Here is a 23,448-nt window from a genome sequence, read left to right as displayed (position 1 = left end):
ACTTACTGATATGAGTACAACTTATATATATGGGTTACTAGATTAAAGATATTTGTTTGAATATGTATAAAATTGCCCATCAAAAAAATATTAATATATTCTTAATGGGCAATTCAAGCGGGCAGAATTACATCTTCTGAACATTTACAGCTGATGGCCCTTTTTTATCCTTTATAATATCAAACATTACTGATTCACCCTCATGGATATCCTTATCATTTCCTTTTTCTTTAACTTGCGAATGATGTAAAAATACATCTTCACCTTCATTGGTAGAAATAAAACCATAACCTCTTTCATTATCAAACCATTTAACAACACCTGTGTACATAGCCATATGCAATTCTCCTTATTTCATATTTTTTTCACATTATAGTATTTGTTTTGACTTTATTTTTTATAATGGAGATAATTATAAAAATATCACTTTTATAAAAGCATCAAATTTACTTTAATTTACTTACCTGTTTTTTATGTAGTGAGGAAAAACCATTCTATTGTCATAGAAGACTAGCTATAGAAGCAGTTATTAAGCAATTCCCTGATGTTAAAGTAAAGCATTTGTAATAATTACACTTAGAAAAATTGCTTTTATTTCATAAAAAAAAGAGACATATCAAGCACCCTATAATTAAGCACTTGATACGCCCTTATTAAATTCTTAATTCATTATTGTTCATTTATAAAATTAAAAATTAAAATATACTCTTTTTTGAAAGTTTTATTTTATTACAGTCATACCACCCATATAAGGCTGCAATGCAGCAGGAATATTAACAGAGCCGTCAGCATTAAGATTATTTTCTAAGAATGCTATCAGCATTCTAGGTGGCGCAACAACAGTATTGTTCAATGTATGTGCATAGTATTTCCCATTCTTGCCATCTACACGAATCTTCAAACGTCTTGCTTGCGCATCTCCTAGATTGGAGCAGCTTCCCACTTCAAAAAACTTCTTTTGTCTTGGAGACCAAGCCTCTACATCAATAGATTTTACCTTCAGATCTGCTAAATCACCTGAACAGCATTCTAAAGTCCTAACTGTAATATCTAAAGAACGGAATAAATCTACTGTATTTTGCCACATTTTCTCAAACCACATCATACTATCTTCTGGCTTACAAACAACTATCATTTCCTGCTTTTCAAATTGATGAATTCTATATACTCCTCTTTCTTCAAGGCCATGAGCTCCTTTTTCTTTTCTGAAGCATGGTGAATAGCTTGTCAAGGTTTGTGGCAATGCATCTTCTGGTAAAATTGTGTCAATAAATTTACCAATCATGGAATGTTCACTAGTACCAATTAGGAATAAGTCCTCACCTTCTATTTTATACATCATGGCTTCCATTTCAGCAAAACTCATTACACCAGTAACAACCTCGCTGCGAATCATAAAAGGTGGTATACAGTAAGTAAATCCACGATTAATCATAAAATCTCGTGCATATGAAATAACAGCAGAATGAAGTCTAGCAATGTTTCCCATTAGGTAATAGAAACCATTACCAGCAACCTTTCTGGCACTTTCCAAATCTATACCACTTAATCTTTCCATTATTTCTGTATGATAAGGTATTTCAAAATCAGGTACAAATTGCTCACCGTAAACCTGAATTTCAACATTTTCACTGTCATCCTTACCAATTGGAACACTTGGGTCAATTATGTTTGGAATGACCATCATTATCTTTTTAACCTTTTCTTCTAGTTCATTTTCTAAAGCTTCTAATTGAGCCAAACGCTCTGAATTTGCAGTAACCTGCTTTTTCATTTCCTCTGCTTCTTCCTTTTTACCTTGAGCCATTAAAGCACCAATACTTTTGGAAATCTTATTTCTATTTGCACGTAAAGACTCAGCTTCTACTTTTGTGTTTCTAAGTTCCACATCTAATGCTATAACTTCATCCACCAAACCCAATTTGCTATCCTGAAATTTATTTCTAATGTTCTGTTTTACAATTTCAGGATTTTCTCTTAAAAACTTTAAATCTAACATATACTTCCTCCTTGTAATTCTTTCATTTATTAGTACTATCTCATTGATTCTCCTATTCTCTACAGATAAAATTTCAGATAATATACCCATAGAATACTTAGGATTCTTTTGAAAATAGGTTTTTCTAAATTAATTTAGTTTAATCCCATATCCATTTTTAAATTTTCACAACTATATTTATTTTTCCCAAAAGTATAAAAAACCTCCCATCTCATAAACAATGAGACGGAAGGTATCCGCGTTGCCACTCAAATTGCTGATTATATATAAATAATCAACCTCTTATTAGTAGGATAAAGGGTACTAACCTTTCGATTCATCACCGACAGCTCAAAAGTGGATTGATTTAACCTTTCACCGATTCGCACCAACCATCGGCTCTCTTAAGAAATTAATTAAATCTTTGCTTTTTCTTCGCTGTTTTTCAATATAACGAGGTAATAATTTGTATTAATAATTATATCTATATATGTTGTATATTTCAAGCTAAATATTAATTAAAATTCTTTTATTGATTAAGCAAATATTTCTTTAAAAGAGCGAAATCAATTGCATCTATTGTTCCATCTTCGCTTAAATCAGCAGCCTTTTTGGCACGTTCATCTGATAATACGTTATCTCCAAGCAAATACTTCTTAAGCAGCGCAAAGTCAATTGAGTCAACTGCCTTGTCATTATTAATATCACCTAATATGACCTCTGGAATTGAATCAGCACCTTTTTGCCAAACTCTTACCCAGTCACACTCAAAACCCTGAGACCAATCAGTAGAGCTATTAGGATCAGTTTCCCAGCCACCAACAGCAAGATTAATTATCAAGTACATATCTTTTGCCGCAGCTATAGCCTGTGAGTCCCTAAATGCACTGGCTACCTGTTTCCCGTCTAAATACCATTTGATATACTCAGTATCCCATTCTACGGCATATATGTGAAAATCCTTTGATAAATCAGCAACTGTTTGTTTGTTATAGTGAGACTTTGAACTGCCATAATGATAATTTGTATGCAATGTTGTTGGTTCATGGCATAATATTTCAAATATATCTATTTCAGGCGGCCTTCCACCATTTGAATTAAGAGTAAAGAAGGATGGCCAAAATCCAGTTGTTCCAGGCATTTTAAATCTTCCCTCTATATACCCAGTAGTAAAATTAAACTTTTTATCTGTATTTATAGCGCCAGATGTATAGTCTAAAGAAAAGGTTCCATCATATGTATTTGTAGTTGCAGGAGCATTTGGATGTCTTTTATTCTCAGCTTTTATTTTAAGTACTCCATTTGCTACGCTCACATTTTCAGGAGCACAGTAAGCTCTGTTTGTGTGGGTATTTCCCCAAGGATAGTTATAATTCCATTTTTTTGTATCAAGGCTTGTTCCGTTAAAATCGTCACTAAACACCAAACCCCACCCATCACTAAGATCTGGTGCAATAGTATCGTCCCTGTATGTTATTGTACCTGCCACAGTATCTATTTGAATGGAATCAGAATAAGGCAGCTTGAGACTTGTATTTGATTCAAATATCAGAGGCAGCCATACATACTTCGAATCATTAACTTTACCACCCCAAGCACCAGCCCATCTGTCTCCTGTATATAAATAGCTTGTACCATTAGTACCCTGAACAGGTATGATATATGCAGGCTGTGAGTTATATGTAGTAGAGTCACCCAAATTATATAGATCAGACCAGCCACTAGCTAGATTAGTTGAATAAGCATACTTGGCCTGATTTGGATTCCAGCCTGTACAGCCTGATGTTATAAGGTAATAGTAATTGTTCCTTTTAATGAGACAGGGTGCTTCTCTTTGCTTTCCTACAAACAGCTTAGCAACAAGAGAAGCAATTCCTTTATAATCAGGTGTTAATTTATATAAATGCAAATCCATATTTTCATTGGATGAAGATATAAAATATCCAGTTCCATCAGTATCTACGAAAACATTACAGTCTCTAGACATATAACCGGGCAAACCATGATCTGTTACACCCGAATTTACCATAGGTCTAAAGCTTCCTTGATATGTAAACTTTCCATCTGGTGTATTACAATATGCCACTGCTGCTCTGGCTTGTCCATAGTTTACACCATTCTCCCAGTGCATCCACATTACAAACTGCTTTGTTGAAGCATTATACATTACCTTGGGTCTTTCAACATTACATTTGTTAAGTTCTGCTGCTGAACTGGGTTCCAAAACTTCTCCACGATATTCCCAGTTTTTTAAATCAGTTGATCTATAGCATCTTACCCCAAGAAAATAATTACTATTATCACGATATTCACCATACCAGTAATAATAATCACCGTATTTGATTAATCCTCCACCATGAGCATGTATTACATTCCCAGAAGTATCTTTAAATTGAATTCCATTAGATATACTCACAGTCGCTGCCATTGCATTTTCTGAATTAAATCCAATAAAAGAAAAGCACTGGATACAAATAGTTAAGCATACCAAAACACATATAAATTTGTTTCTCATGTCATACCTCCATCATAAAAATAAACTCCCATATAGTAATGCGAATTCAAAGCACTTTTTATGTGGATATTATTTCCTTTATAGCTTATGGCTGCTATATAAAAATTACAACTATGCCCACTTCTTACATTGCTCAATCCTTGCCCCTTTTGGATTATCACCATGTTCCTCATCATTTGAATACCGTGTCAATAACTCACATGGAATGTTAGGACACTTTCCACAATGTACAAATCCTCTGTTTTGGCAGCACTTTGCCACAGGACATTCTCCATGAAAAGGATTACCATTTGTATGTATGCATCCCCCACATTTATATGGTTCTCTGTATGAACATTCTTCACAGCTTACCCCACATCTCGATTCAATCATTTTTACTCCCTGAAGCACCTCATTTTTTCCACCACACCCGGGAAATTTCTTTATTACAAATCCGGCATCTGTCAATGCTCTTTTTACAGCACCTGCAACTGTAAAAGTAGCACATGCTCCACCAATCTTTGTCTTTTTCCCAATTTCCAATAGAAGTTCTGGGCGCCACATTTCAGGATTCTTTTTAGGGCTATGACCATCGAGGAACCACACATCACAGCATTTTTCTAGGGAACTAACCATCTCAAGGGCTTCCCCCACCCACAGATTTAATTTAAGGGTTCCAAAGGGCTGCGTCATTTCCACAGCATGCCAGCCACTAACATTTATATCAATGCTTTGATACGCTTTAACAAGAGCATCAATTTTATCACCCACCCGTTCTCTGAATCCATCAAGTATATTGTGCATTCTCTCAGGGCTCATTGGGTATAACTCAACTGAATTATATTCTATGTAGACATTTTTCATATTGCTTTTGTCTAAATATCGCATAAGGGAAACTACCAATCTCCCTGCTCCAAAGCCCGTTTCCCCAATGATAAAAGGTTCACCAGCTTCTATACTTTTACTAATTCGTTCAATAAGATTATTATTAATTAAATAAACCTGTTCTGCTTCGTCTATTGCATCAACTACATCAAAATATATATCATCAAATTTATCATTTAATAGATATTCTGGTTTCTCTTTTAACATATATTACACTTCCTCTTCAACATTGTCTTAATTAAATTGAATATCCTAATTAAGCAAATATTTAAATACTTTTTTCATTAAATTCACAGATACTTTATAGGGTGGATATTTTAGCTTAAAATCAAAGGCTATTTGATTTTTCAGGATGCTTTTCTTATGTGAAAACGTATCAAAAGTTGCAACACCATGGTAGTTTCCTATTCCACTGTCGCCTACTCCTCCAAAGGGTAAATATGCATTTGTAATATGATTAATGGTATCATTGATACACACTCCCCCCGATGAGGTACTAGAGATAACCTTTTTCACATTGCTTTTATTATTCGAAAAGAAATATAGCGCTAATGGCTTTGGTCTATCATTTATAAATTCAATAACCTCATTGAGGTCTTCGTATTCCATTATAGGCAAAATGGGTCCGAAAATTTCATCCTGCATTATCTTACTATCCGTCGAAACAGGATATATTATTGTAGGAGAAATTTTTAATTCTTCAATATTATGTTGACCGCCATAGATTATATTTTGATTATTAATTAAGGCTACAAGTCTGTTAAAGTGTCTCTCATTAATTATTTTAGAATATTGCTCACTATTTATTGGGTCACTGCCATATAATTCATGAATGGAAGATATAATCCTTTTAATTAGTTCATCCTTGATTTCTTTATGCACAAAAAGATAATCGGGTGCTACGCAAGTCTGACCACAATTTATAAGCTTCCCCCACATAATTCTTTTTGCAGCATTGTCCAAATTAGTTTCCTTGTCAACTATACATGGACTTTTTCCGCCCAATTCCAAAGTCACAGGCGTCAGGTTTTTAGCAGCTGCCTCCATAACTATTCTGCCAACATTTGTACTCCCTGTATAAAAAATATAATCAAATTTCTGCGAAAGCAGCTGCTCTGACGTTTCAACTCCACCCTCTACAGAAACTATATATTCTTTTTCAAAGTTTTCATTTATAATTTGGGTTATAACATTAGATACGTTTGGTGATAACTCAGAAGGCTTAACAACAGCACAATTACCTGCTGCTATTGCTCCTGCAAGGGGTAGCATAACAAGTTGAAAAGGATAATTCCAAGGCCCTATTATCAGCACTGTCCCATAAGGTTCTGGAACAATGAAGCTTGAACCCCCTAGAAATATAAAGGGAGTTTTAACTCTCTTGTATTTACTCAGCCTTTTTATATTTTTGATCATAAAATCAATCTCATTTATAGTAATTCCTACCTCGGTCATATAGCTTTCAATTTGGCATTTGCCCAAATCCTTCTCTAATGCACTATATATATCTGATTGGCTTGCTAGAATTATATTTTTCAATTTTCTCAGTTGGAAAACTCTTTCATCAATTCCCCTTGTTAATCCCTTTTTATGAAATTTTCTCTGAGTTTCAGCAATATTAATTATAAGTACTCCTCCTCTCTAGCAGTTCCATTAATAACATGCAATCAACAGTAGCTATTGCAAAGCAATAAAAACTTCGCATTTTTAACCTCCATTTTCTATTCATTTATATACTAAAGGTAAATTTGCTTCTAGTCAATCAACACTACCCTTAACCAATTTATTTAGGTTGTACTCGCATGCAAGTATAAATACTGCAAACTCAGTTCAAAAAACTATCATAACAAGTTAAATTAATGCGATGTAACTAATTATTTATTGACTTTACAGGTTAAAATTATGGTTATTGCTTACTAGCACTCCCGTACAAACTTATCTAAATAGGACACTCACGAGATATTCGTTAAATTTGTACTGGTTCATCAAAGTTAATTTTACCGTCGCTCACATTCATCATCCATGCTTCATTGTTTCGTTGGTATACATTAACTATACTTCACCTACAAATTCTAACAAATATCTTTATCCAAGCACCCCATTTATTTAAGTTGTACTCTTATAACATCGCAAAGGTAGCGGAATTTCTAAACATTCCAGGTGTTCCAAAGTTTTCTGTAAGTTGGAATGCATTGAGTGGATGAAATAAGTAATGTTTTCAAACTCAGTTATAAAACTAACATAACAAGACAAATTACCGAGCTGCGCAAATTATTTTATAATCCTTACAGTATAAAAAATATAGTACTAACTCACTGGCACTCTAGTATCAGTATTAAAAATATGTAGCTTACCAAAAAACTCATTTTAAAATAAATTAATACACAAGTAAAATTAGTTAGTTTACATAGCAGCGGACTATTGATAAACTTTAGCATAGATAGCCTTTTTCAACAACTTTTCTCTTTATTATGGAAAAGTATAATTAAGGATAAATGTAAGAATTAGTTGGAACGTCACACCAATAGGCTGTATACGAAAGTTCATTTTATAATCTGCTATTGCATTTATTCCGTAAACTATATAGTATTATGATACATTAATTTTAAAATTAATCATAACAGAGGATGAATAGATATGAATCTTTTTTTAGCACCAATTCAAGGAATGACTATTGCATGCTACAGAAATTTATTTTCAGAGCTTTTTGGAGGTATTGATGCCTATTATGCCCCATTTATTGCCACTGCTGATATGGATAAAGTAAATCCTGTACTATTGAAAGACATCATGGTTGAGAATAATAATAAAGATATCAAAATTATCCCTCAAATTCTCAGTAATAACGGAACTGAATTCAAACTTTTTTCTGATGTAATTGCCGATATGGGATATAACGAAATCAACTGGAATATAGGCTGCCCATTTCCTATGGTAACAAGAAAGAAAAGAGGGTCAGGAATACTTCCCTATCCTGATATGATAAAAAAGCTTTTGGATATAGCTTGCGCTGGAAAATATACAATTACTGTAAAAATGAGACTTGGTCTAGAGAATTCTGAAGAGGGTATGCGCGTAGTTGAAGTACTAAACGAATATCCCTTAGGTGGTGTAATAATACATGCTCGTACAGGTAAACAGATGTACACTGGCAGTGTTGATCTGGATTCCTTCGAGGCAATTGCCTCTGCTTGTAAGCATGAAATAACCTATAACGGAGATATTTTCACATATGATGATTACTTGCGCATCAGCACACGGTTTCCATACATAAAAAACTTTATGTTAGGAAGAGGTGCTTTAAGCAATCCATTTCTGCCTTCTGCTATAAAGGGAAAAACTATTCCACATGAAGATAAAATGTCTCTGCTGAAAGAATTCCATGATGGGATTTTTAGCTACTATAAGAATACTCTATCGGGTGATAAGCATTTATGTGATAAGATGAAGGAATTCTGGAGGCAACTGTCAGCCCATACTGATAAGGACGGAAAACTACTGAAGAGAATAAAAAAATGCCATAACTCTAATGATTATCTTGAAGCAGCAAACCAAATTCTCAGTTCTTCTTCTATGTGGAGTGATTCTCCTATAAGATAGCAATAAAGTCAAAAAAAGTTGGCAATAAAATTGGTAGAACTATTATTATTATTATAAGTGATTTATTTTTGTTTTCCACTTAAACATATATAAGACATGTAAAGTATTAATATTATGCACCTATTTGACATAATACAATCAAAAATTACGCTAGGAGTATTTTATTATAGATTATAACTAATTCTCCATTAGCATATTGACTTAATATCATAATAAATATTATACTTTATTAGGGTCTTATAAGGACTTTAGTTTTATTAACATAATAACGAAATTTCCTATCACATTTTATTGAGATTGTTGATTATTATATACATATGATTATCCCACACATTTACGTTTTAAATAGGAGATGACATGAAAATAATAGAAAAAACTCGTTCTCTTATACCTAAATATGCTATTGTACCCTTAATTATATGCGTAGTTTTTAATTTTTCAGTATATAATGGAGTACGACTGTTTTATGAAGACAGGTATTTTTATAATTTAACTTCAAAAATAGATGATGTTTTACCAGTAATACCAATAACTATACTTATTTATTTTGGAAGTTATATTTTTTGGATTATAAATTACATTTTAATATGCAGAATAGATAAAGAGCATTGTTATCGATTTATATGTGCAGATTTATTAGGAAAATTAGTATGCTTTATAACGTATATATCTTTACCTACAACGAATATTAGACCTGAAATAACGCAATCGGGTGTTTTTTGGGATATGTTGCAGCTTTTATATAATATAGACCCTGCAAATAATCTCTTTCCGTCAATTCATTGTTTAGTTAGCTGGTATTGCTTTGCTGGTTTGAGAAAATGTAAAACCATACCTTTATGGTATCGATACGTAACATTATTAGTAGCACTAATGATATGTATTTCAACATTGACTACAAAACAGCATGTAATTGTTGATGTTTTAGGTGGAGTTTTATTAGCTGAATTAACGTGGCAATTTACATCACGTGTACAGTTTAGTAAAACAATTAAAATTAATAACCAGGAGATATTGAAATGAAAATTCTAACTATAGTGATACCTTGTTATAATTCAGCTGCTTATATGGATAGGGCAGTAGAATCATTACTTATAGGAAGTGACGAAATAGAAATTTTAATTATTGATGATGGTTCTAGTGATAATACTTCAGTAATTGCTGATGAATATGAGAAGAACTATCCAAATATAGTACGTGCCATCCATAAAGAAAACGGCGGTCACGGCGATGTAATAAACACTGGACTTAAACATGCAAATGGCATATATTTTAAGGTTTTAGATAGTGATGATTGGTTTAATAAAGAAAGTTTACAAAAAGTATTAGATACTTTAAAGGCCATGATTAATAACTCTACTTCCTTAGACATGCTTATAACAAATTATGTTTATGAAAATGTAAGTATCGGCAAATCCAAAAGTATTAACTATAAAGGTGCAATGCCTGAAAACAAAATATTTACTTGGAATGATTTAGGTTTTCTTAGATACAGTCAAAATATTCTGATGCATTCTGTTATTTATAGAACAGAAGTTCTGAAGGAATGTAACCTAGTACTTCCTAAGCATACATTCTATGTAGATAATATTTTCGTTTATATGCCATTGCCCTATGTAAAGACAATGTACTATATGAATTTAGACCTATATAGGTATTTTATTGGAAGATCAGATCAATCAGTTAATGAGAAAATAATGATACAGCGCATTGATCAGCAAATCAAGGTTACAAAACTAATGATAGACTGCTATAATCCTATACACATCGAATGTAAAAAACTACGTAAGTATATGATAAAATACTTAGTTATGATGATGACAGTTAGTACCGTACTATTACTCAAAGACAATACAGAGCAAAGTATGAGTAAAAAGAAAGAACTCTGGCAGTATTTAAGTTCAAAAGACCAACAATTGTTCGATGAAGTGGACAAGTCCCTTTTAGGTTCTTTGGTACAATTTAAAGGGTATTTAGGAAGAAAACTCATACTTTTTTGCTATTCACTATCAAGGAAAATATTTGGCTTTAATTAGGACTTTGTGAACACAAATGCATATAATTAATTGTAAATAAGGAGTAAAATACAGAAAAGCATAGTCCAAATAGTGATGTGTGATATGACGCTTAAAGTTAGACTCTTAATGCGTAACAGATTTTGATATCTGTTACGCATTTTTTATGAAGTCAAGGTCCTAAGCCTGTATTAAGCAAGTGTGTGAAGTTTTGTGTAGATAGCTTTCTATGATGTTAAAACTAATGGTATTAAAGCCAAAAAATTAGATTCCATATCTTGTTTGCAATAAAAGCGAAATTTTTTACCATGTCAAGGATACCCTTACTCAGAGCATTTATATTGCTTTATTAGAGAAGCCTGTCCTCGAACATTATTCATAATTCCCGTACACTATACCTTAGCTTTTAAGTCAAATTTTAATGTACTGAAAAAATTAGCGAACTTCATTTTTTACGCATGATAATGCCTCAGCTACTACATTATGCATGTCAAAGTACTTATACATTCCAAGTCGGCCACCAAAAATAACTTTTTTTTCTTTATCTGCTAAAGCCCTATACTTTGCATAAAGTTCATTATTTCTATCATCATTCATTGGATAGTACGGTTCGTCACCATGTTTCCAGGCTACTGGATATTCTTTTGTGATAACTGTTTTAGGATTTACATTTTGGCTTTCACATCCAAATTCAAAATGTTTATGCTCAATTATTCTGGTATATGGAATTTCATATTCAGTGTAATTAACAACCGCATTTCCTTGATAATTTTCACAGTCCAATACTTCTGTTTCAAAGCGCAGTGAGCGATATTCAAGTTCACCATAGCAATAGTTATAAAATTCATCTATCATCCCTGTAAAAACAATCTTATCTGCAAGCGCTGTCAATTCTTCTCGATGCATAAAGAAATCCATATTAAGCCTGACTTCAATTCCCTTCAGCATTTTTTCAATAATCTGAGTATAACCTCCAATAGGTATTCCCTGATATTTATCGTTGAAGTAATTGTTGTCATATGTGAAACGAATAGGTAATCTCTTTATAATAAAACATGGAAGTTCTGTTGCTCTTCTTCCCCATTGCTTTTCCGTATATCCTTTTACTAACCGCTCATAAATATCTCTTCCAACTAAACTTATAGCTTGCTCTTCAAGGTTCTTTGGTTCAAGTATCCCAGCTTCTTCAATCTGCTGCTGGATTTTAGCTTTTGCTTCTAATGGAGTAGTTACACCCCACATCTTATTAAAGGTATTCATATTAAAAGGCAAATTATAAATTTCTGATTTATATCTTGCAACCGGAGAATTTGTATACCTATTAAATTCTGCAAACTTATTCACATACTCCCATAAATCCTTGTTGCTAGTGTGAAAAATATGTGCACCATAATTATGTACATTAATTCCCTCAACCAATGATGTATATATATTACCTCCTATATGTGAACGTTTGTCTATAACTAGGCATTTCTTACCTCTTCTATTAGCTTCGTATGCAAATATTGAACCAAAAATACCGGTTCCAACAATCAGATAGTCATACATTTATAGTCCTCCTCTTAATACTGCAAAGAAATTCACACATATATTTAATATTCACTCAATATTTTAGTACTAAACAGAAAATCAATTTGCTATAGAATTATACACCTCAATCAAATAATCTGCAATAATACTTGTAAATATTAGTTTTAACTATATAAGATAATAGTAAAAAACGATATTCTAATATTTTATAGAATATCGTTTTACTATTTTACACTATAACTACGAAACATGTTTACTTATAGTTTTTCTCTAATTCATTATTATATATTTGCCGCTATTGTAAGATTGATATTTGATAAATTATTTTCATAGATATCAATCAGTTTTCCATACTCAGTTCCTTCGTAATTTGTTGGGTCTTCCGGACTACATTTTATCATAAAGCTTGTATTTGAACTCAAAAAATATAAGTCAAGAGGTATTTTATATGCTACTTTGCTACAGCCTTCAGGCATTATTACCTCTGTTTCAAAGTCATATTCTCCAATAGCTGAAACTTTTATTTTAATTCCACCTGCAGGTGCCAAACCATCTTTATATGTAATAGTTCCAGAAATTGTGCGCTCAGTCAGCCATCTCGTTGTAAAGTCTATATTCGTTGCATCCTCATAGCTTACGTCCACTAATGAACCATATATCTCAGCTGAATAATTTGATGCTTTTTGAGGCTCACATTTTATAATAAATCTATTACTGTTATTTGTATAAGAAAAATCTATTGGTATTGCGTATTCTGTTGCATAATCTCCTTCACGTATTAATACTTCTGTTGAAAAAACCCCTCCATTTTCACCCATAGCATACATTGTAATCCATATGCCACCTTCAGGAGCAATACCATTTTCATATGTTATTGTCCCTGAAATAACTCGTAAAGGTGTATCTGCATTGGCATTACACGGCAATAACAATAAAATCAGCAGAAAGCAAATTAACATTGTTGGAACACTAATTATTTTGATATTTGTCCCTATATTACTGCGAAAGCTGTTTAACATTACATATCCTCCTTAAAAATAAGTTATTTTTGTATATTATTCATAATTATATTAATAAATCCCTTCTTTTTCTTAGAATATTTTACAAAAATAATACTTATTTTTAGTTTTAGTGAATATTCTGCACTTTAATTACAAAAAATGAATCTATTGAATATTAAATTTGTAATAATTATTCTTGTATATTTTCAATATGTATAATTTTACTTTTCAATTGAATTATTTATTTTTCCATCATCTAAGCTATCTTTAATTAAGTCATACCATCCTTGTAATATTTTCTCAAATTGGTTTCTACTCACAAATATCCTTATCCAAACAGGAATCAATAAATAGACCTGTGTCAACACCTGTTCAAATCGTTCTTGTCCCTTCTTTGTACCAATAATAGTTTGTTCTGCTTGCAACATTAACTTATTTGCAATAATCCTAAGCCTTTTCCATCTCTTATTTATAACTAAATAAACAATATAAGCCAACACCAAAGCTACCATTACTAATACCAGCCAATAATTCTCCAAAAAGCTAACCATCTAAGTCCCTCTCCTTAATAAATAAGATTATTTTGTAATAAATAAATTTTTATCTTTCTACATAATTAAGTAAATTTTTATTAAAATTAACAACTAATATGCACTTCATATAACTTTCTTTATTATATTTGGATGTTGTAAAAATATATTTAGCAATGTAATATAGTTAATATATCCTAATTCTTGCAATTATTTTGCACCACAAAACATTGCACACAAAACATTGCATTGATATAACACATTTGCTTTCTAGCAGGATAGTTTAGTAACTTATTTTTAAAAGGAGGTGCTAGTCCATGTTTCTCTTGTAAAAAATAAACATGGATATAACTTTATGGAAAATAAATATCAAAATCCTAGTCTTTCACCAAAAGAACGTACAGAAGATTTACTTTCTCTAATGACATTAGAAGAAAAAGTTGGTCAAATGATGCAAATTAGCTATAACACATTAACTTTAGAAGAAGCCGAAGACTGGGTTGTTAACAAAAATGCAGGTTCATTTCTCCATGTTCTTGGAAAAGAAGCAGAGCATCTTCAAGAATTAGCATTGTCAAACAGGCTTGGCATTCCTATAATATTTGGAATTGATGCAATACACGGTCATGGCCTTATGAATGGCGCAACCATATTCCCATCACAGCTTGGTATGTCCTGCAGCTGGAATCCTGAATTAATAGAAAAGGCTGGAAGAGTAACTGCCAGAGAAGTAGCAGCTGATGGTATACATTGGACTTTCTCGCCAGTTCTTTGCATTGGAAGAGACTTACGTTGGGGACGAATAAATGAAACCTTCGGAGAAGACCCTTATCTTATAGGTGTGTTAGCTGCTGCTATTATAAAGGGTTATCAAGGAAAAAACCTATCAGATGCAGATAGTATTGCTGCTTGTGCAAAGCATTATCTTGCTTATGGTGAAAGCACTGGTGGAAGAGATGCCTACGACACTGAAGTAACCTATAGAAAAATTAGAGAAGTATTTCTCCCTCCATTCAAAAAAGCTGTTGAGGCTGGTTGTGCAACCTTTATGACTGGCTATCAGTCTATTGATGGCGTACCAATGGCTGTAAATAAGAAGCTGCTTCGTGAAATATTAAAGGAAGAGCTTGGTTTTGAAGGCTTTGTAGTAACGGATTATAATAACACAGGAAGCCTTATAACTCTGCAAAAGGTATCCCCCGATATAAGTGATGCATCCAAAAAGTCTGTAGAAGCTGGAAATGACATGATTATGGCTACAAACGACTTCTATGAGGCAACAATAGAACTTGTTAAATCAGGTTTACTTTCTGAGTCCCTAATTGATGAAGCAGTAGGGAGAATTTTGTCCTTAAAATTTTCAATGGGTCTATTTGATACCAAAAAAAGAAGTGGTTATGTGAGCAGGGAAGTTATTTCTTGTAAAGAGCATCAACAGGTAAATCTTGAACTTACAAGAGAATCCTTAGTTTTACTTAAAAACAGCAAAAATATTCTTCCTCTGAATAGAAATAACGAAATTAAAAAGCTTGCAGTAATTGGTCCAAATGCAGATAATTTAAAAGCACAATTTGGAGATTGGACTTTTTTCACTCACCCCGACCCTAAACCTGACGCTGTTCCTAATTTTGAATATTACACAATGCTAAAGGGCATTACCGAGTTATCTGCTTCACGTGGTATTGAGGTGGCATATCACAAAGGCTGTGATTTATTGACTGACGAACATGATATTGAAGGCGCTGTTACCACAGTTTCAGATTGCGATGCAATAATAGCAGTTGTTGGTGACTGTGTAGAGCAAAATGGTGAATTCAAGGATAGAGCAAACTTGGACTTATCTGGTTCCCAACTAGAACTCCTTAAGGCTTTAAAATCCCTTGGTAAACCTTTAATTGTCATATTGGTAAATGGAAAACCTTTATCTATTCCATGGCTATATAGAAATGCTGATGCTATAGTTGAAACCTTCAACTCTGGAATATTAGGCGGAAAAGCTACCGCAGAACTTTTATATGGTGAATTTATTCCCAGTGGAAAGCTTTCTATTTCCTTCCCCTATCATAGCGGACAAACACCTGTTTACTACAATCAATTGTCTGGTTGGCACAGTCCCAAATATGTTGACCTTCCTGATAAAAATGCACTTTATCCCTTTGGATATGGGCTGTCCTATACAAAATATCAGTATTCAAACCTTGTTTTGTCTACTAAGGTTTGCAATAAAAATGATACAATTACTGTACAGGTTAATGTTACAAACAGAGGTAAATACGATGGTACTGAAATTGTGCAGCTTTATATAAATGATAAGATAAGTTCCATAATGACTCCAGATAAGGAACTAAAGGGGTTTGCAAGAGTGTTTATTAAAGCAGGTGAAACAAAGACTGTATCTATAAATCTCTCAATTTCTGATTTAGCACTGGTAACACCTGATGAAAAATACATTGTAGAACCTGGAGAATTTGAAATTATGGTTGGCCCTGATTCTAGAGACTCTAGCTTGCTAAAGGAAATATTAGTGGTGAAGTAAGTAGATTGCATTTAGATAATAACGCATAGTTGTTTATATCTTTATACAGAGGTATTCCATAATTTTTATTGGGATATCTCTTCTTTTAATCACTTCAGCCGTAGCAAATTCTTCCACAAATTTGATTATATCATGTTTTATGTATAAAACATGTCAAAATTTGAAATAATAATATATATCACTAAATTTTAAACAAAAAAGTTGTTTTTATTTTAATATCGCTATATAATATGTTATAACAAGCTTAGAAAGAAGGGAAAATGTGAAATTATTAAGAGTAAGAGCTAGTAATTATAAAGGTTGCATTGATGATTTTACTATTGATTTAACTGCAAAATCTAAAAAGACCTCGGAAGATAAGGAATATGAATTACAAGAAATAGCCGAAGGGCTTTACCGATTCAATACAGTTGCAATTGTTGGTAAAAACGCATCAGGTAAAACCTCCGCAATTGAATTATTAGAGATAGCTTATGATATTCTTTCACTATTCAGACTGAAAAGAAAATTCTTCAATTTTGATAATACTTTATTGGATATAACTTTTTATTTTGAAGGTTATATTTATAATTATAAAACTACGCTAAGAAAAAGTTCATTGTTTGAGAATAGATCTATTTTTGAAGATCAGAGGATTTATAAAAAGAAATACTTTAAGTCAAACATCAAAAACATCTATGAAAAAGATGGTTTTGAAGAAATCAAATTAGATGGAGAATTGCCAGAAGATATATCATCAGTATTTTTTATACTAAAAAAAGCTGATGTCAGAAATATTTTTTTTGATTGCCATATGAGAGAGGCAGAATCATATTCCTTATTATTTAGATCTATAAAAACTTTTGATATCTCTAATGATATTTTTATGTCCATTTTACGTATATTCGATGAAAATATAAATACTATAAAAATGATTGATGAAACGCATTTTGAAATTAATTATTTAGGAAATACAGAGACTCTTTCAAATGAGGAATTAGTTTATATGCTTTCAAGCGGAACTACAAAAGGAATGTATGTCTACATTTCGGCAATAGCTGCACTTAAGTATGGGTTCGATTTGCTAATTGACGAAATTGAAAACCATTTTCATAAGACTTTAGTTGAAAACTTAATTTCTTTGTTTAAAGATAAGTCAGTAAATCGAAAAAATTCATCAATCATTTTTACTACCCATTATTGTGAATTATTGGATTTAACAAACAGAAGTGATAATATCTTTATAACAACTTCAGAGAAAAAAATAACAATCAATAACATGTATGAAAGATATTCCATAAGGACTGACCTTTTGAAAAGCAAAAAGTTTTACGAAAACACATTTAACACAGCTGTCAATTATGATGAATTAATGAATCTTAAGGGGTTACTTCTACAATGATAAAACTAATAATGTGCGAAGGTCCAAACGAAAAAGAAATAATCCGATTGCTATTAGAACATGGTAAGTTGAAATTTAAAAAAGAGGATTTACTTGGACTTGTTCCATTTCATGCAAGGCAGATTGATAAAAGTACGCAGATAAAGTTATATTTAAATATGTACACTGGTTCAGAAAAAATAGAAGTCTTAAGAATTGGAGACAAATTAAGTGATGCTTTGAAAATTCCTAAAGAATATAAGGATAAAATCAATAGCGACACTATAAGAAAATATTGTACTAAGCCCAAGTTAGAGATGCTATTGATTATATCTGAAAATATGGTTAATGAATTTAACAAAGATAAGTCTATTATTAGTCCTAAGAAATTTGCTAAGCAAAACATAAAACATAATGGCGTTAAATATGATAATAGAACTAAGTTCTATACTGATTATTTTGGTAAAAATATTTCAGTCCTTGTTGAATCGATAAAAGAGTATAAAAGAATTAAAAAATCTCATGAAAAAGATGAATTTTATCTGGCTGATTTGTTAAAATAACGTACATATAAAACCAGATTATTTGACACACATAAAGCTTTTTTATTTATTTTTATAAAAGGAGTCAATTTTTGCCCTATTGACTCCTTCTATGATTCAACAAGTATATAAACCATTTGCAATACAACTACATACTCTAAAAATCATACCTGCATAAGTGTTCATCCTCACTACAGTAATTTCCAACATAGTATTGATAATTTGCATAATTTTATAATCAAATCCAATGACATATCATTTCTTATTTTTTGTACTTATTTTGCATAGTATAATCTACCCCTCTGTATTAACTCCTGCTAATGTTGCCTGTTTTCTCACATAATCTGCTGCCTGTTTGTAGCTTTCAAAATCAGGCAAATGCTCTACAAACAAAGGCATGTCCTTTCCTAACCCTTCACATAGTCTAGCTACTTTCTGGTAATTCACTCTGCCTTTTCCGGGCATTGTTTCATGGATTAATGTTGTATATGCATTTTCCATCCAAACATCTTTTCCGTGAATACTCTTTATATATTTCCCCAGCTTTGTAAAGCACTCCTCAATAAACTCATCACATAAAACATATTTTTTAGGGCTATTTATCATATTAACGAAATCTAAGTGTACCCCAAATGCTTTTCTATCCACATCCTGAATTAATTGCAGATACTGCTCTGGTGAATCTGGTATCATCCATGGCATAGGTTCAACTGTATAAAATGTACTTACTGGTTTGACTGAATCTATTATATCTCTTATGGAATCCACAACTAGAGCATACGTGTCTTTCGAATAATTAGATTCATGAAAACCATCCCACATATCTCCTCTGCTTCCAGTTATATTAACACAGCAACATGCCTCAAGTTCATCTGCCAATGCAAGCTGATTTTTACTAAAATCTATGGCTTCTTTTCGCTCTTTGTCATCTATTGATAATACATTTTTCCAAATACCCACTTCACCAATCACTAGATCATGCTCCCTAACACATTTAAGATATTCCTTCTTCTCCTCACTAGAAGCTTTGTAATCTATTGGAGCCAGAACTGCTCTATAGCCTAATTCCTTCACAAGCTTATACCATTCTTCAGGATTACTATATGGTTTTTCGATTCCTCCGCCTATACGCATAAATATTACCTCCTTTTATCACTGCTTCTACCAGTAAACTAATTTTTATGATTTTTTCAAATAAAATAGCGTCAAGATAAATAGCCTGATTATCTGAGTATAAACTAATCTAATGATTCTTTCAAACACTTTCAAGTTAACCTCTATGCCAAATAATTGATGAATCAATATGCTTAATATCAGGAGTACAAGTCCTTGCCATTACTCCTGCCAGTTCTTCTGTCATCTTTTCTATTTGCTTCTTAACACCTTCTGAGCCTTCCATTCGCAGCGGTTCCATAATTGCCCTTCCAACAGATACTGCGGTAGCGCCTAATGCAAGTGCTTTAAAGACATCCATGCCACTAATAATTCCGCAGTCTACAAAAATTGGAATCTTATTATCAATAACTTTTGCAATTTTAGGTAATATCATTAATGGCGGCACTGCATACTTCATAATACCATGATGATGAGAAACTACAATTCCACGAACACCTGCTTCTAAGCATTTATATGCATCCTGCTCACTAAGTACGCCTTTAACTATAAATGGCAGCTTGGTTGCTTTCACAAACTCCTTTATTTCCTGTAATGATTTTGAAGACATCTGATGTCCCATGACATTATCATACTTTCCATTTTCTCCAAAGGAATGATCCACATCCATTCCAACCGCCAAAACCCCACATTTTTCTGCGTGTTCAATTCTCCTGAAAATATAATTGTTATCAGTATATGGCTTTATTATTTTAATTGTTCGAGCACCTGTTTTTGTAATTTCCTCAAGTTCTGCTTCATCCCCCATACCTGACCAATTAACAGCATTTGCTGATACTGCTCCTTTTGCCATTTCTGCCATTCCTCTTTCGCGTATTCTATTCAAGTGAGAAAGTGCAGCTGTCATAATGGGCGTGTCAAATGTCTCTCCATACAATTCAAGTTTAGTTGAAGGTATTACAGAATCAATGTGCCTCATTTCAAGCAGTAATGAGTCAAAATACTCTCTTGTTATAATATCTGAATCACCAGCATTCTTTAGATATTCCTTATCATTGTTTTCCATAAGAGTTTCACTTCCTTTCATATTCAATATAATGTTTGAAGAAAAAACAAAAGATTATCTATTACTGAAATAATAAACTCTTGATAAAATATATGCAATAGTTATATTGATACCCAAATTTATATTGTATTATTAAGTTTAAAGTCTACCCCCACTATTGACATAGAAAGCGCCCATTCTGGGCGCATAAAAAATGAACCTATGTAAATAAACTTTTAAAAGTCTATTACATAGGTTCATTTATATTACTTAATAATTAAGTTTAAAATTTATGGAACATAAGTATAAACCTTATCACCAGTAGTGCTTAAATCAACACCCTTAGCTGCAAACAACTGACTCAAAGTTACAAATTGGTAACCTTGTTGTTGTAGTGTAGGAATTATTATATCCAACGCTTCTGCAGTAGGATGTGGTGCTGGTTGATTGTCATGCAATAATATTATCGCCCCATCTCTAGCACCCTGTAATGCTAAATTTGCTCTTGTTTGAGCAGATGTAGATTGATCCCAGTCATTACATACAACACCCTGTACAAATGTTAAATCAACTGCTGTGTACAAGGTTTGGCTATATGCCAGATTTGGTGCACGGAAAAATTTAGGTGTTTGACCTGAGTATTGTTTTATAGCTGCAGTAGTATTAGCAATTTTTGTTCTAATATCTGATGCAGACATATTATTCATACTTTGATAGTCCCATGAATGATTTCCAATTTCATGTCCGCCATCATTAATTCTTTTAACTAATGAAGCAGTTGAAGCATTAATGTTTTGTCCAATCATCATGAAAGTAGCCTTAACACCATACTTATCAAGTTTATCAAGAACTCTTGGTGTCATATTTACATCTGGACCATCATCGAAAGTTAAAGCAATAAGCTTTTTAGTTGGATCTATAGGATCAGTACCTCCTCCTGAATTTCCACCACCAACTTCTATTGTGCCTAACGTAATTAGTCCTAAAAGATGTTGCTTTATCATAGCAAAGTCAATAGCATCCATAGAACCATTTTGATCACAATCACCAGCTGCAGGTAAGGAATCTTTTAGTCCTAGTAAATACTGCTTGTAAGCAGCATAGTCAAGAGCATCTACAGCACCGCTTCCATCAACATCACCAAGTAATATTGTACTTCCTGGTTGTCCAGGATCAGGATCAGGATCTGTGCCGCCACTCTTACTGAATGAGAATGTTCCAACGTTAACAGGTCCATTAAAGCAAAGGTATAAATCCTTTACACCTGAAACACCGCTAACAGTAGTGGATAAGTCCTTGTAAGTATCCCATCCGCCAGTATTAGGCACAGTTAATGAACCAATAATTGTACCTGTTGAACTGCCAGTTCTCAATTGAATAGTTGTACTTGTATTATTTCCATTAGCAACATGGGCTTTAAATGAAGCTGCACCAGTTCCAAAATCGACATTTTTATATACGAGATAGTTACCATTTTCAATGTATCCTACACCATTTCCGGAATCTGTTCCAATTTTCCTAACGGTTGTAGAATTTGTATCATTATAGCTTGATGAATCTATTGCTGAAAAGGCACTTCTCTCAGTTGGATTTGGATCTGTACCTGGGTCAGGATCTGTATTAGGATTATCATCAGTCTCAATTACCATTTTGGTCATGTTAGCTTTACCACTGCTCTGGTATCCCTCAACAACCATTGATACCTCATACATCTTACCCATTTTCATTCCTCTAGCTTCCCAAGCTTTAAAGTGATCACTAACAGTTATTGTACCACTGGTACGTTTCTGCTGACGAACACTCCAATACTGTTCAAAGGTTGCAGTGCCCTTGATTGAAGGCTGATTTACACGAGTTGTCTGGTATATATCATACACAGCACCATCAACAGTTATTGTCCCCTTTGATTGAGATCCGGGTGGTCTCCAGTTCCCCCAACTGTCAACTATGTAATACTCAACAAGCGGACTACTTGTCCATCCGTAAACAGACAAATATGAATTTCCATTTGGCTGATAGTCGCATGCGTAAGTTAATTTAATGTTGCCAAGTTCCTGCCAGGTCTTAGTCTCATCGTACTTTTTACCTGTGCGGAATAACGCATTATTGATGTTACTCCATGAGCAGCTGAAAGTACCGCCACCATTTAGTGTCATACTAGTGGTTCCGTTGTCTTTCCATAGCTCATAGTCGTAGCCGTCAATATTACCAGTTGCATTACCAGTAAGCGTTATTGCGGCTTGCACGTCTACTCCAGCCAATATGATGGTAAAACACATTAGAATAGAAAACATTACCATCAATTTTTTGTTCATTTTTGCACTCTCCTCCCCTTATTTCAATAATCGAACATGTTAGAGCAGTAACATATTCTACCATATTCTAGCATATTTTAACACGGTCCACAATAAATTTTAAGACGAAACTCACAATAAGTTTCACAATAATTTAATAGTTTTTTGTTAAAATTTCACACACACAAACATAAATTCAAAAAATAAAAGTGGCTGTTATTTATAGTTAGAGGCGTATCAGTATAAAATCTAAGCTTGAGATGAGATTTATTTATATACCAATTTCTTTTCTAAGAAATTTTCTGTTTTTTCGACAGGAAATAATTTCCCACATACGAGAATACTACAAACATATTTGTACTTAATTAACATTATGTTTATGAATTATATGAATTAATAATAGATTGACTCAACTGTCACGACAAAAAAACTGCATGTTGAACACTTTAATTAGAAAGTTGAGTTAATTAAGAAAAATTAAGAGAAGCGACTGTTTGTATATTGCTATATGTGCCAAATAATAAC

At 32.7% G+C, this 23,448-nt stretch carries 17 protein-coding genes and 1 other annotated feature; of the genes, 6 read left to right on the top strand and 11 right to left on the bottom strand.

The annotated features are described in order from the left end of the window. Nucleotides 1–127: 127 nt before the first annotated feature. From EHE19_RS04400 to EHE19_RS04380, 5 genes are all read right to left on the bottom strand, one after another. Nucleotides 128–337, bottom strand: coding sequence for a cold-shock protein (locus tag EHE19_RS04400; protein ID WP_137698072.1), 210 nt, complete (start codon nt 335–337; stop codon nt 128–130). Nucleotides 338–721: 384 nt separating this feature from the next. After that, nucleotides 722–1,999 (bottom strand): serine--tRNA ligase, encoded by a 1,278-nt coding sequence (gene serS, locus EHE19_RS04395; protein WP_137698071.1) that lies wholly within the window; start codon nt 1,997–1,999, stop codon nt 722–724. Between the two features lie 218 nt (nt 2,000–2,217). Then, nucleotides 2,218–2,423, bottom strand: a binding site (T-box leader). Nucleotides 2,424–2,507: 84 nt separating this feature from the next. Continuing rightward, on the bottom strand, nt 2,508–4,493 hold the full coding sequence (locus EHE19_RS04390) for a family 16 glycosylhydrolase (protein ID WP_137698070.1): 1,986 nt from the start codon (nt 4,491–4,493) through the stop codon (nt 2,508–2,510). Nucleotides 4,494–4,604: 111 nt separating this feature from the next. Then, nucleotides 4,605–5,564, bottom strand: a complete 960-nt coding sequence (gene mnmC2 / locus EHE19_RS04385; RefSeq protein ID WP_137698069.1) for a tRNA (5-methylaminomethyl-2-thiouridine)(34)-methyltransferase MnmC2 — start codon at nt 5,562–5,564, stop codon at nt 4,605–4,607. Nucleotides 5,565–5,609: 45 nt separating this feature from the next. Continuing rightward, the gene (locus EHE19_RS04380) at nt 5,610–6,983 is read right to left on the bottom strand and encodes an aldehyde dehydrogenase (protein ID WP_137698068.1); all 1,374 of its coding nucleotides are present in this window, start codon (nt 6,981–6,983) and stop codon (nt 5,610–5,612) included. Between the two features lie 1,011 nt (nt 6,984–7,994). Between EHE19_RS04380 and EHE19_RS04375 the strand changes: the two genes are divergently transcribed. The 3 genes from EHE19_RS04375 to EHE19_RS04365 all read left to right on the top strand — a co-directional run bounded on the left by EHE19_RS04375 (nt 7,995) and on the right by EHE19_RS04365 (nt 10,993). Then, the gene (locus EHE19_RS04375; RefSeq protein WP_137698067.1) at nt 7,995–8,957 is read left to right on the top strand and encodes a tRNA dihydrouridine synthase; all 963 of its coding nucleotides are present in this window, start codon (nt 7,995–7,997) and stop codon (nt 8,955–8,957) included. A gap of 357 nt (nt 8,958–9,314) precedes the next feature. Further along, complete coding sequence (locus tag EHE19_RS04370) at nt 9,315–9,980, top strand: phosphatase PAP2 family protein (protein ID WP_137698066.1); 666 nt, start codon at nt 9,315–9,317, stop codon at nt 9,978–9,980. Further along, nucleotides 9,977–10,993: a glycosyltransferase family 2 protein gene (locus EHE19_RS04365; protein ID WP_137698065.1), complete on the top strand. Its 1,017-nt coding sequence runs from the start codon at nt 9,977–9,979 to the stop codon at nt 10,991–10,993. Before EHE19_RS04370 ends, EHE19_RS04365 begins: the two co-directional genes overlap by 4 nt. A gap of 414 nt (nt 10,994–11,407) precedes the next feature. On the opposite strand, the gene glf is transcribed toward EHE19_RS04365, so the two are convergent. The 3 genes from glf to EHE19_RS04350 all read right to left on the bottom strand — a co-directional run bounded on the left by glf (nt 11,408) and on the right by EHE19_RS04350 (nt 14,054). Next, nucleotides 11,408–12,520 (bottom strand): UDP-galactopyranose mutase, encoded by a 1,113-nt coding sequence (gene glf / locus EHE19_RS04360; RefSeq protein WP_137698064.1) that lies wholly within the window; start codon nt 12,518–12,520, stop codon nt 11,408–11,410. Between the two features lie 263 nt (nt 12,521–12,783). Next, the gene (locus EHE19_RS04355) at nt 12,784–13,521 is read right to left on the bottom strand and encodes a hypothetical protein (RefSeq protein ID WP_137698063.1); all 738 of its coding nucleotides are present in this window, start codon (nt 13,519–13,521) and stop codon (nt 12,784–12,786) included. Nucleotides 13,522–13,724: 203 nt separating this feature from the next. Further along, entirely contained in the window at nt 13,725–14,054 is a 330-nt protein-coding gene (locus EHE19_RS04350) for a hypothetical protein (RefSeq protein ID WP_137698062.1), read from the bottom strand. A gap of 334 nt (nt 14,055–14,388) precedes the next feature. Here EHE19_RS04350 and EHE19_RS04345 point away from each other — a divergent pair, with 334 nt between their 5' ends. The 3 genes from EHE19_RS04345 to EHE19_RS04335 all read left to right on the top strand — a co-directional run bounded on the left by EHE19_RS04345 (nt 14,389) and on the right by EHE19_RS04335 (nt 18,492). Then, on the top strand, nt 14,389–16,569 hold the full coding sequence (locus tag EHE19_RS04345; protein ID WP_137698061.1) for a glycoside hydrolase family 3 N-terminal domain-containing protein: 2,181 nt from the start codon (nt 14,389–14,391) through the stop codon (nt 16,567–16,569). Nucleotides 16,570–16,831: 262 nt separating this feature from the next. Beyond that, nucleotides 16,832–17,950 carry an AAA family ATPase gene (locus tag EHE19_RS04340; RefSeq protein ID WP_137698060.1) on the top strand — a complete coding sequence of 373 codons (1,119 nt, stop codon included), beginning with the start codon at nt 16,832–16,834 and terminating at the stop codon, nt 17,948–17,950. Continuing rightward, complete coding sequence (locus EHE19_RS04335; RefSeq protein WP_137698059.1) at nt 17,947–18,492, top strand: GNAT family acetyltransferase; 546 nt, start codon at nt 17,947–17,949, stop codon at nt 18,490–18,492. Before EHE19_RS04340 ends, EHE19_RS04335 begins: the two co-directional genes overlap by 4 nt. Nucleotides 18,493–18,765: 273 nt before the next feature. On the opposite strand, the gene EHE19_RS04330 is transcribed toward EHE19_RS04335, so the two are convergent. The 3 genes from EHE19_RS04330 to EHE19_RS04320 all read right to left on the bottom strand — a co-directional run bounded on the left by EHE19_RS04330 (nt 18,766) and on the right by EHE19_RS04320 (nt 22,944). After that, nucleotides 18,766–19,605, bottom strand: coding sequence for a sugar phosphate isomerase/epimerase family protein (locus tag EHE19_RS04330; protein ID WP_137698058.1), 840 nt, complete (start codon nt 19,603–19,605; stop codon nt 18,766–18,768). Between the two features lie 136 nt (nt 19,606–19,741). Continuing rightward, nucleotides 19,742–20,650 (bottom strand): alpha-hydroxy acid oxidase, encoded by a 909-nt coding sequence (locus EHE19_RS04325; RefSeq protein ID WP_137698057.1) that lies wholly within the window; start codon nt 20,648–20,650, stop codon nt 19,742–19,744. Nucleotides 20,651–20,919: 269 nt separating this feature from the next. After that, the gene (locus EHE19_RS04320; RefSeq protein ID WP_137698056.1) at nt 20,920–22,944 is read right to left on the bottom strand and encodes a glycoside hydrolase family 11 protein; all 2,025 of its coding nucleotides are present in this window, start codon (nt 22,942–22,944) and stop codon (nt 20,920–20,922) included. Nucleotides 22,945–23,448: the final 504 nt, after the last annotated feature.

It is taken from the genome of Ruminiclostridium herbifermentans (assembly GCF_005473905.2).
Lineage (GTDB): Bacteria > Bacillota > Clostridia > Acetivibrionales > DSM-1351 > Ruminiclostridium > Ruminiclostridium herbifermentans.
This window is presented reverse-complemented; position numbering and strand designations above follow the sequence as displayed.

Excerpts from the sequence above, each read along its gene's own strand:
- EHE19_RS04400 (WP_137698072.1), bottom strand. The coding sequence starts at position 337 with ATGGCTATGTACACAGGTGTTGTTAAATGGTTTGATAATGAAAGAGGT.
- serS (WP_137698071.1), bottom strand. The coding sequence starts at position 1,999 with ATGTTAGATTTAAAGTTTTTAAGAGAAAATCCTGAAATTGTAAAACAG.
- EHE19_RS04390 (WP_137698070.1), bottom strand. The coding sequence starts at position 4,493 with ATGAGAAACAAATTTATATGTGTTTTGGTATGCTTAACTATTTGTATC.
- mnmC2 (WP_137698069.1), bottom strand. The coding sequence starts at position 5,564 with ATGTTAAAAGAGAAACCAGAATATCTATTAAATGATAAATTTGATGAT.
- EHE19_RS04375 (WP_137698067.1), top strand. The coding sequence starts at position 7,995 with ATGAATCTTTTTTTAGCACCAATTCAAGGAATGACTATTGCATGCTAC.
- EHE19_RS04370 (WP_137698066.1), top strand. The coding sequence starts at position 9,315 with ATGAAAATAATAGAAAAAACTCGTTCTCTTATACCTAAATATGCTATT.
- EHE19_RS04365 (WP_137698065.1), top strand. The coding sequence starts at position 9,977 with ATGAAAATTCTAACTATAGTGATACCTTGTTATAATTCAGCTGCTTAT.
- glf (WP_137698064.1), bottom strand. The coding sequence starts at position 12,520 with ATGTATGACTATCTGATTGTTGGAACCGGTATTTTTGGTTCAATATTT.
- EHE19_RS04355 (WP_137698063.1), bottom strand. The coding sequence starts at position 13,521 with ATGTTAAACAGCTTTCGCAGTAATATAGGGACAAATATCAAAATAATT.
- EHE19_RS04350 (WP_137698062.1), bottom strand. The coding sequence starts at position 14,054 with ATGGTTAGCTTTTTGGAGAATTATTGGCTGGTATTAGTAATGGTAGCT.
- EHE19_RS04345 (WP_137698061.1), top strand. The coding sequence starts at position 14,389 with ATGGAAAATAAATATCAAAATCCTAGTCTTTCACCAAAAGAACGTACA.
- EHE19_RS04335 (WP_137698059.1), top strand. The coding sequence starts at position 17,947 with ATGATAAAACTAATAATGTGCGAAGGTCCAAACGAAAAAGAAATAATC.
- EHE19_RS04330 (WP_137698058.1), bottom strand. The coding sequence starts at position 19,605 with ATGCGTATAGGCGGAGGAATCGAAAAACCATATAGTAATCCTGAAGAA.
- EHE19_RS04325 (WP_137698057.1), bottom strand. The coding sequence starts at position 20,650 with ATGGAAAACAATGATAAGGAATATCTAAAGAATGCTGGTGATTCAGAT.
- EHE19_RS04320 (WP_137698056.1), bottom strand. The coding sequence starts at position 22,944 with ATGAACAAAAAATTGATGGTAATGTTTTCTATTCTAATGTGTTTTACC.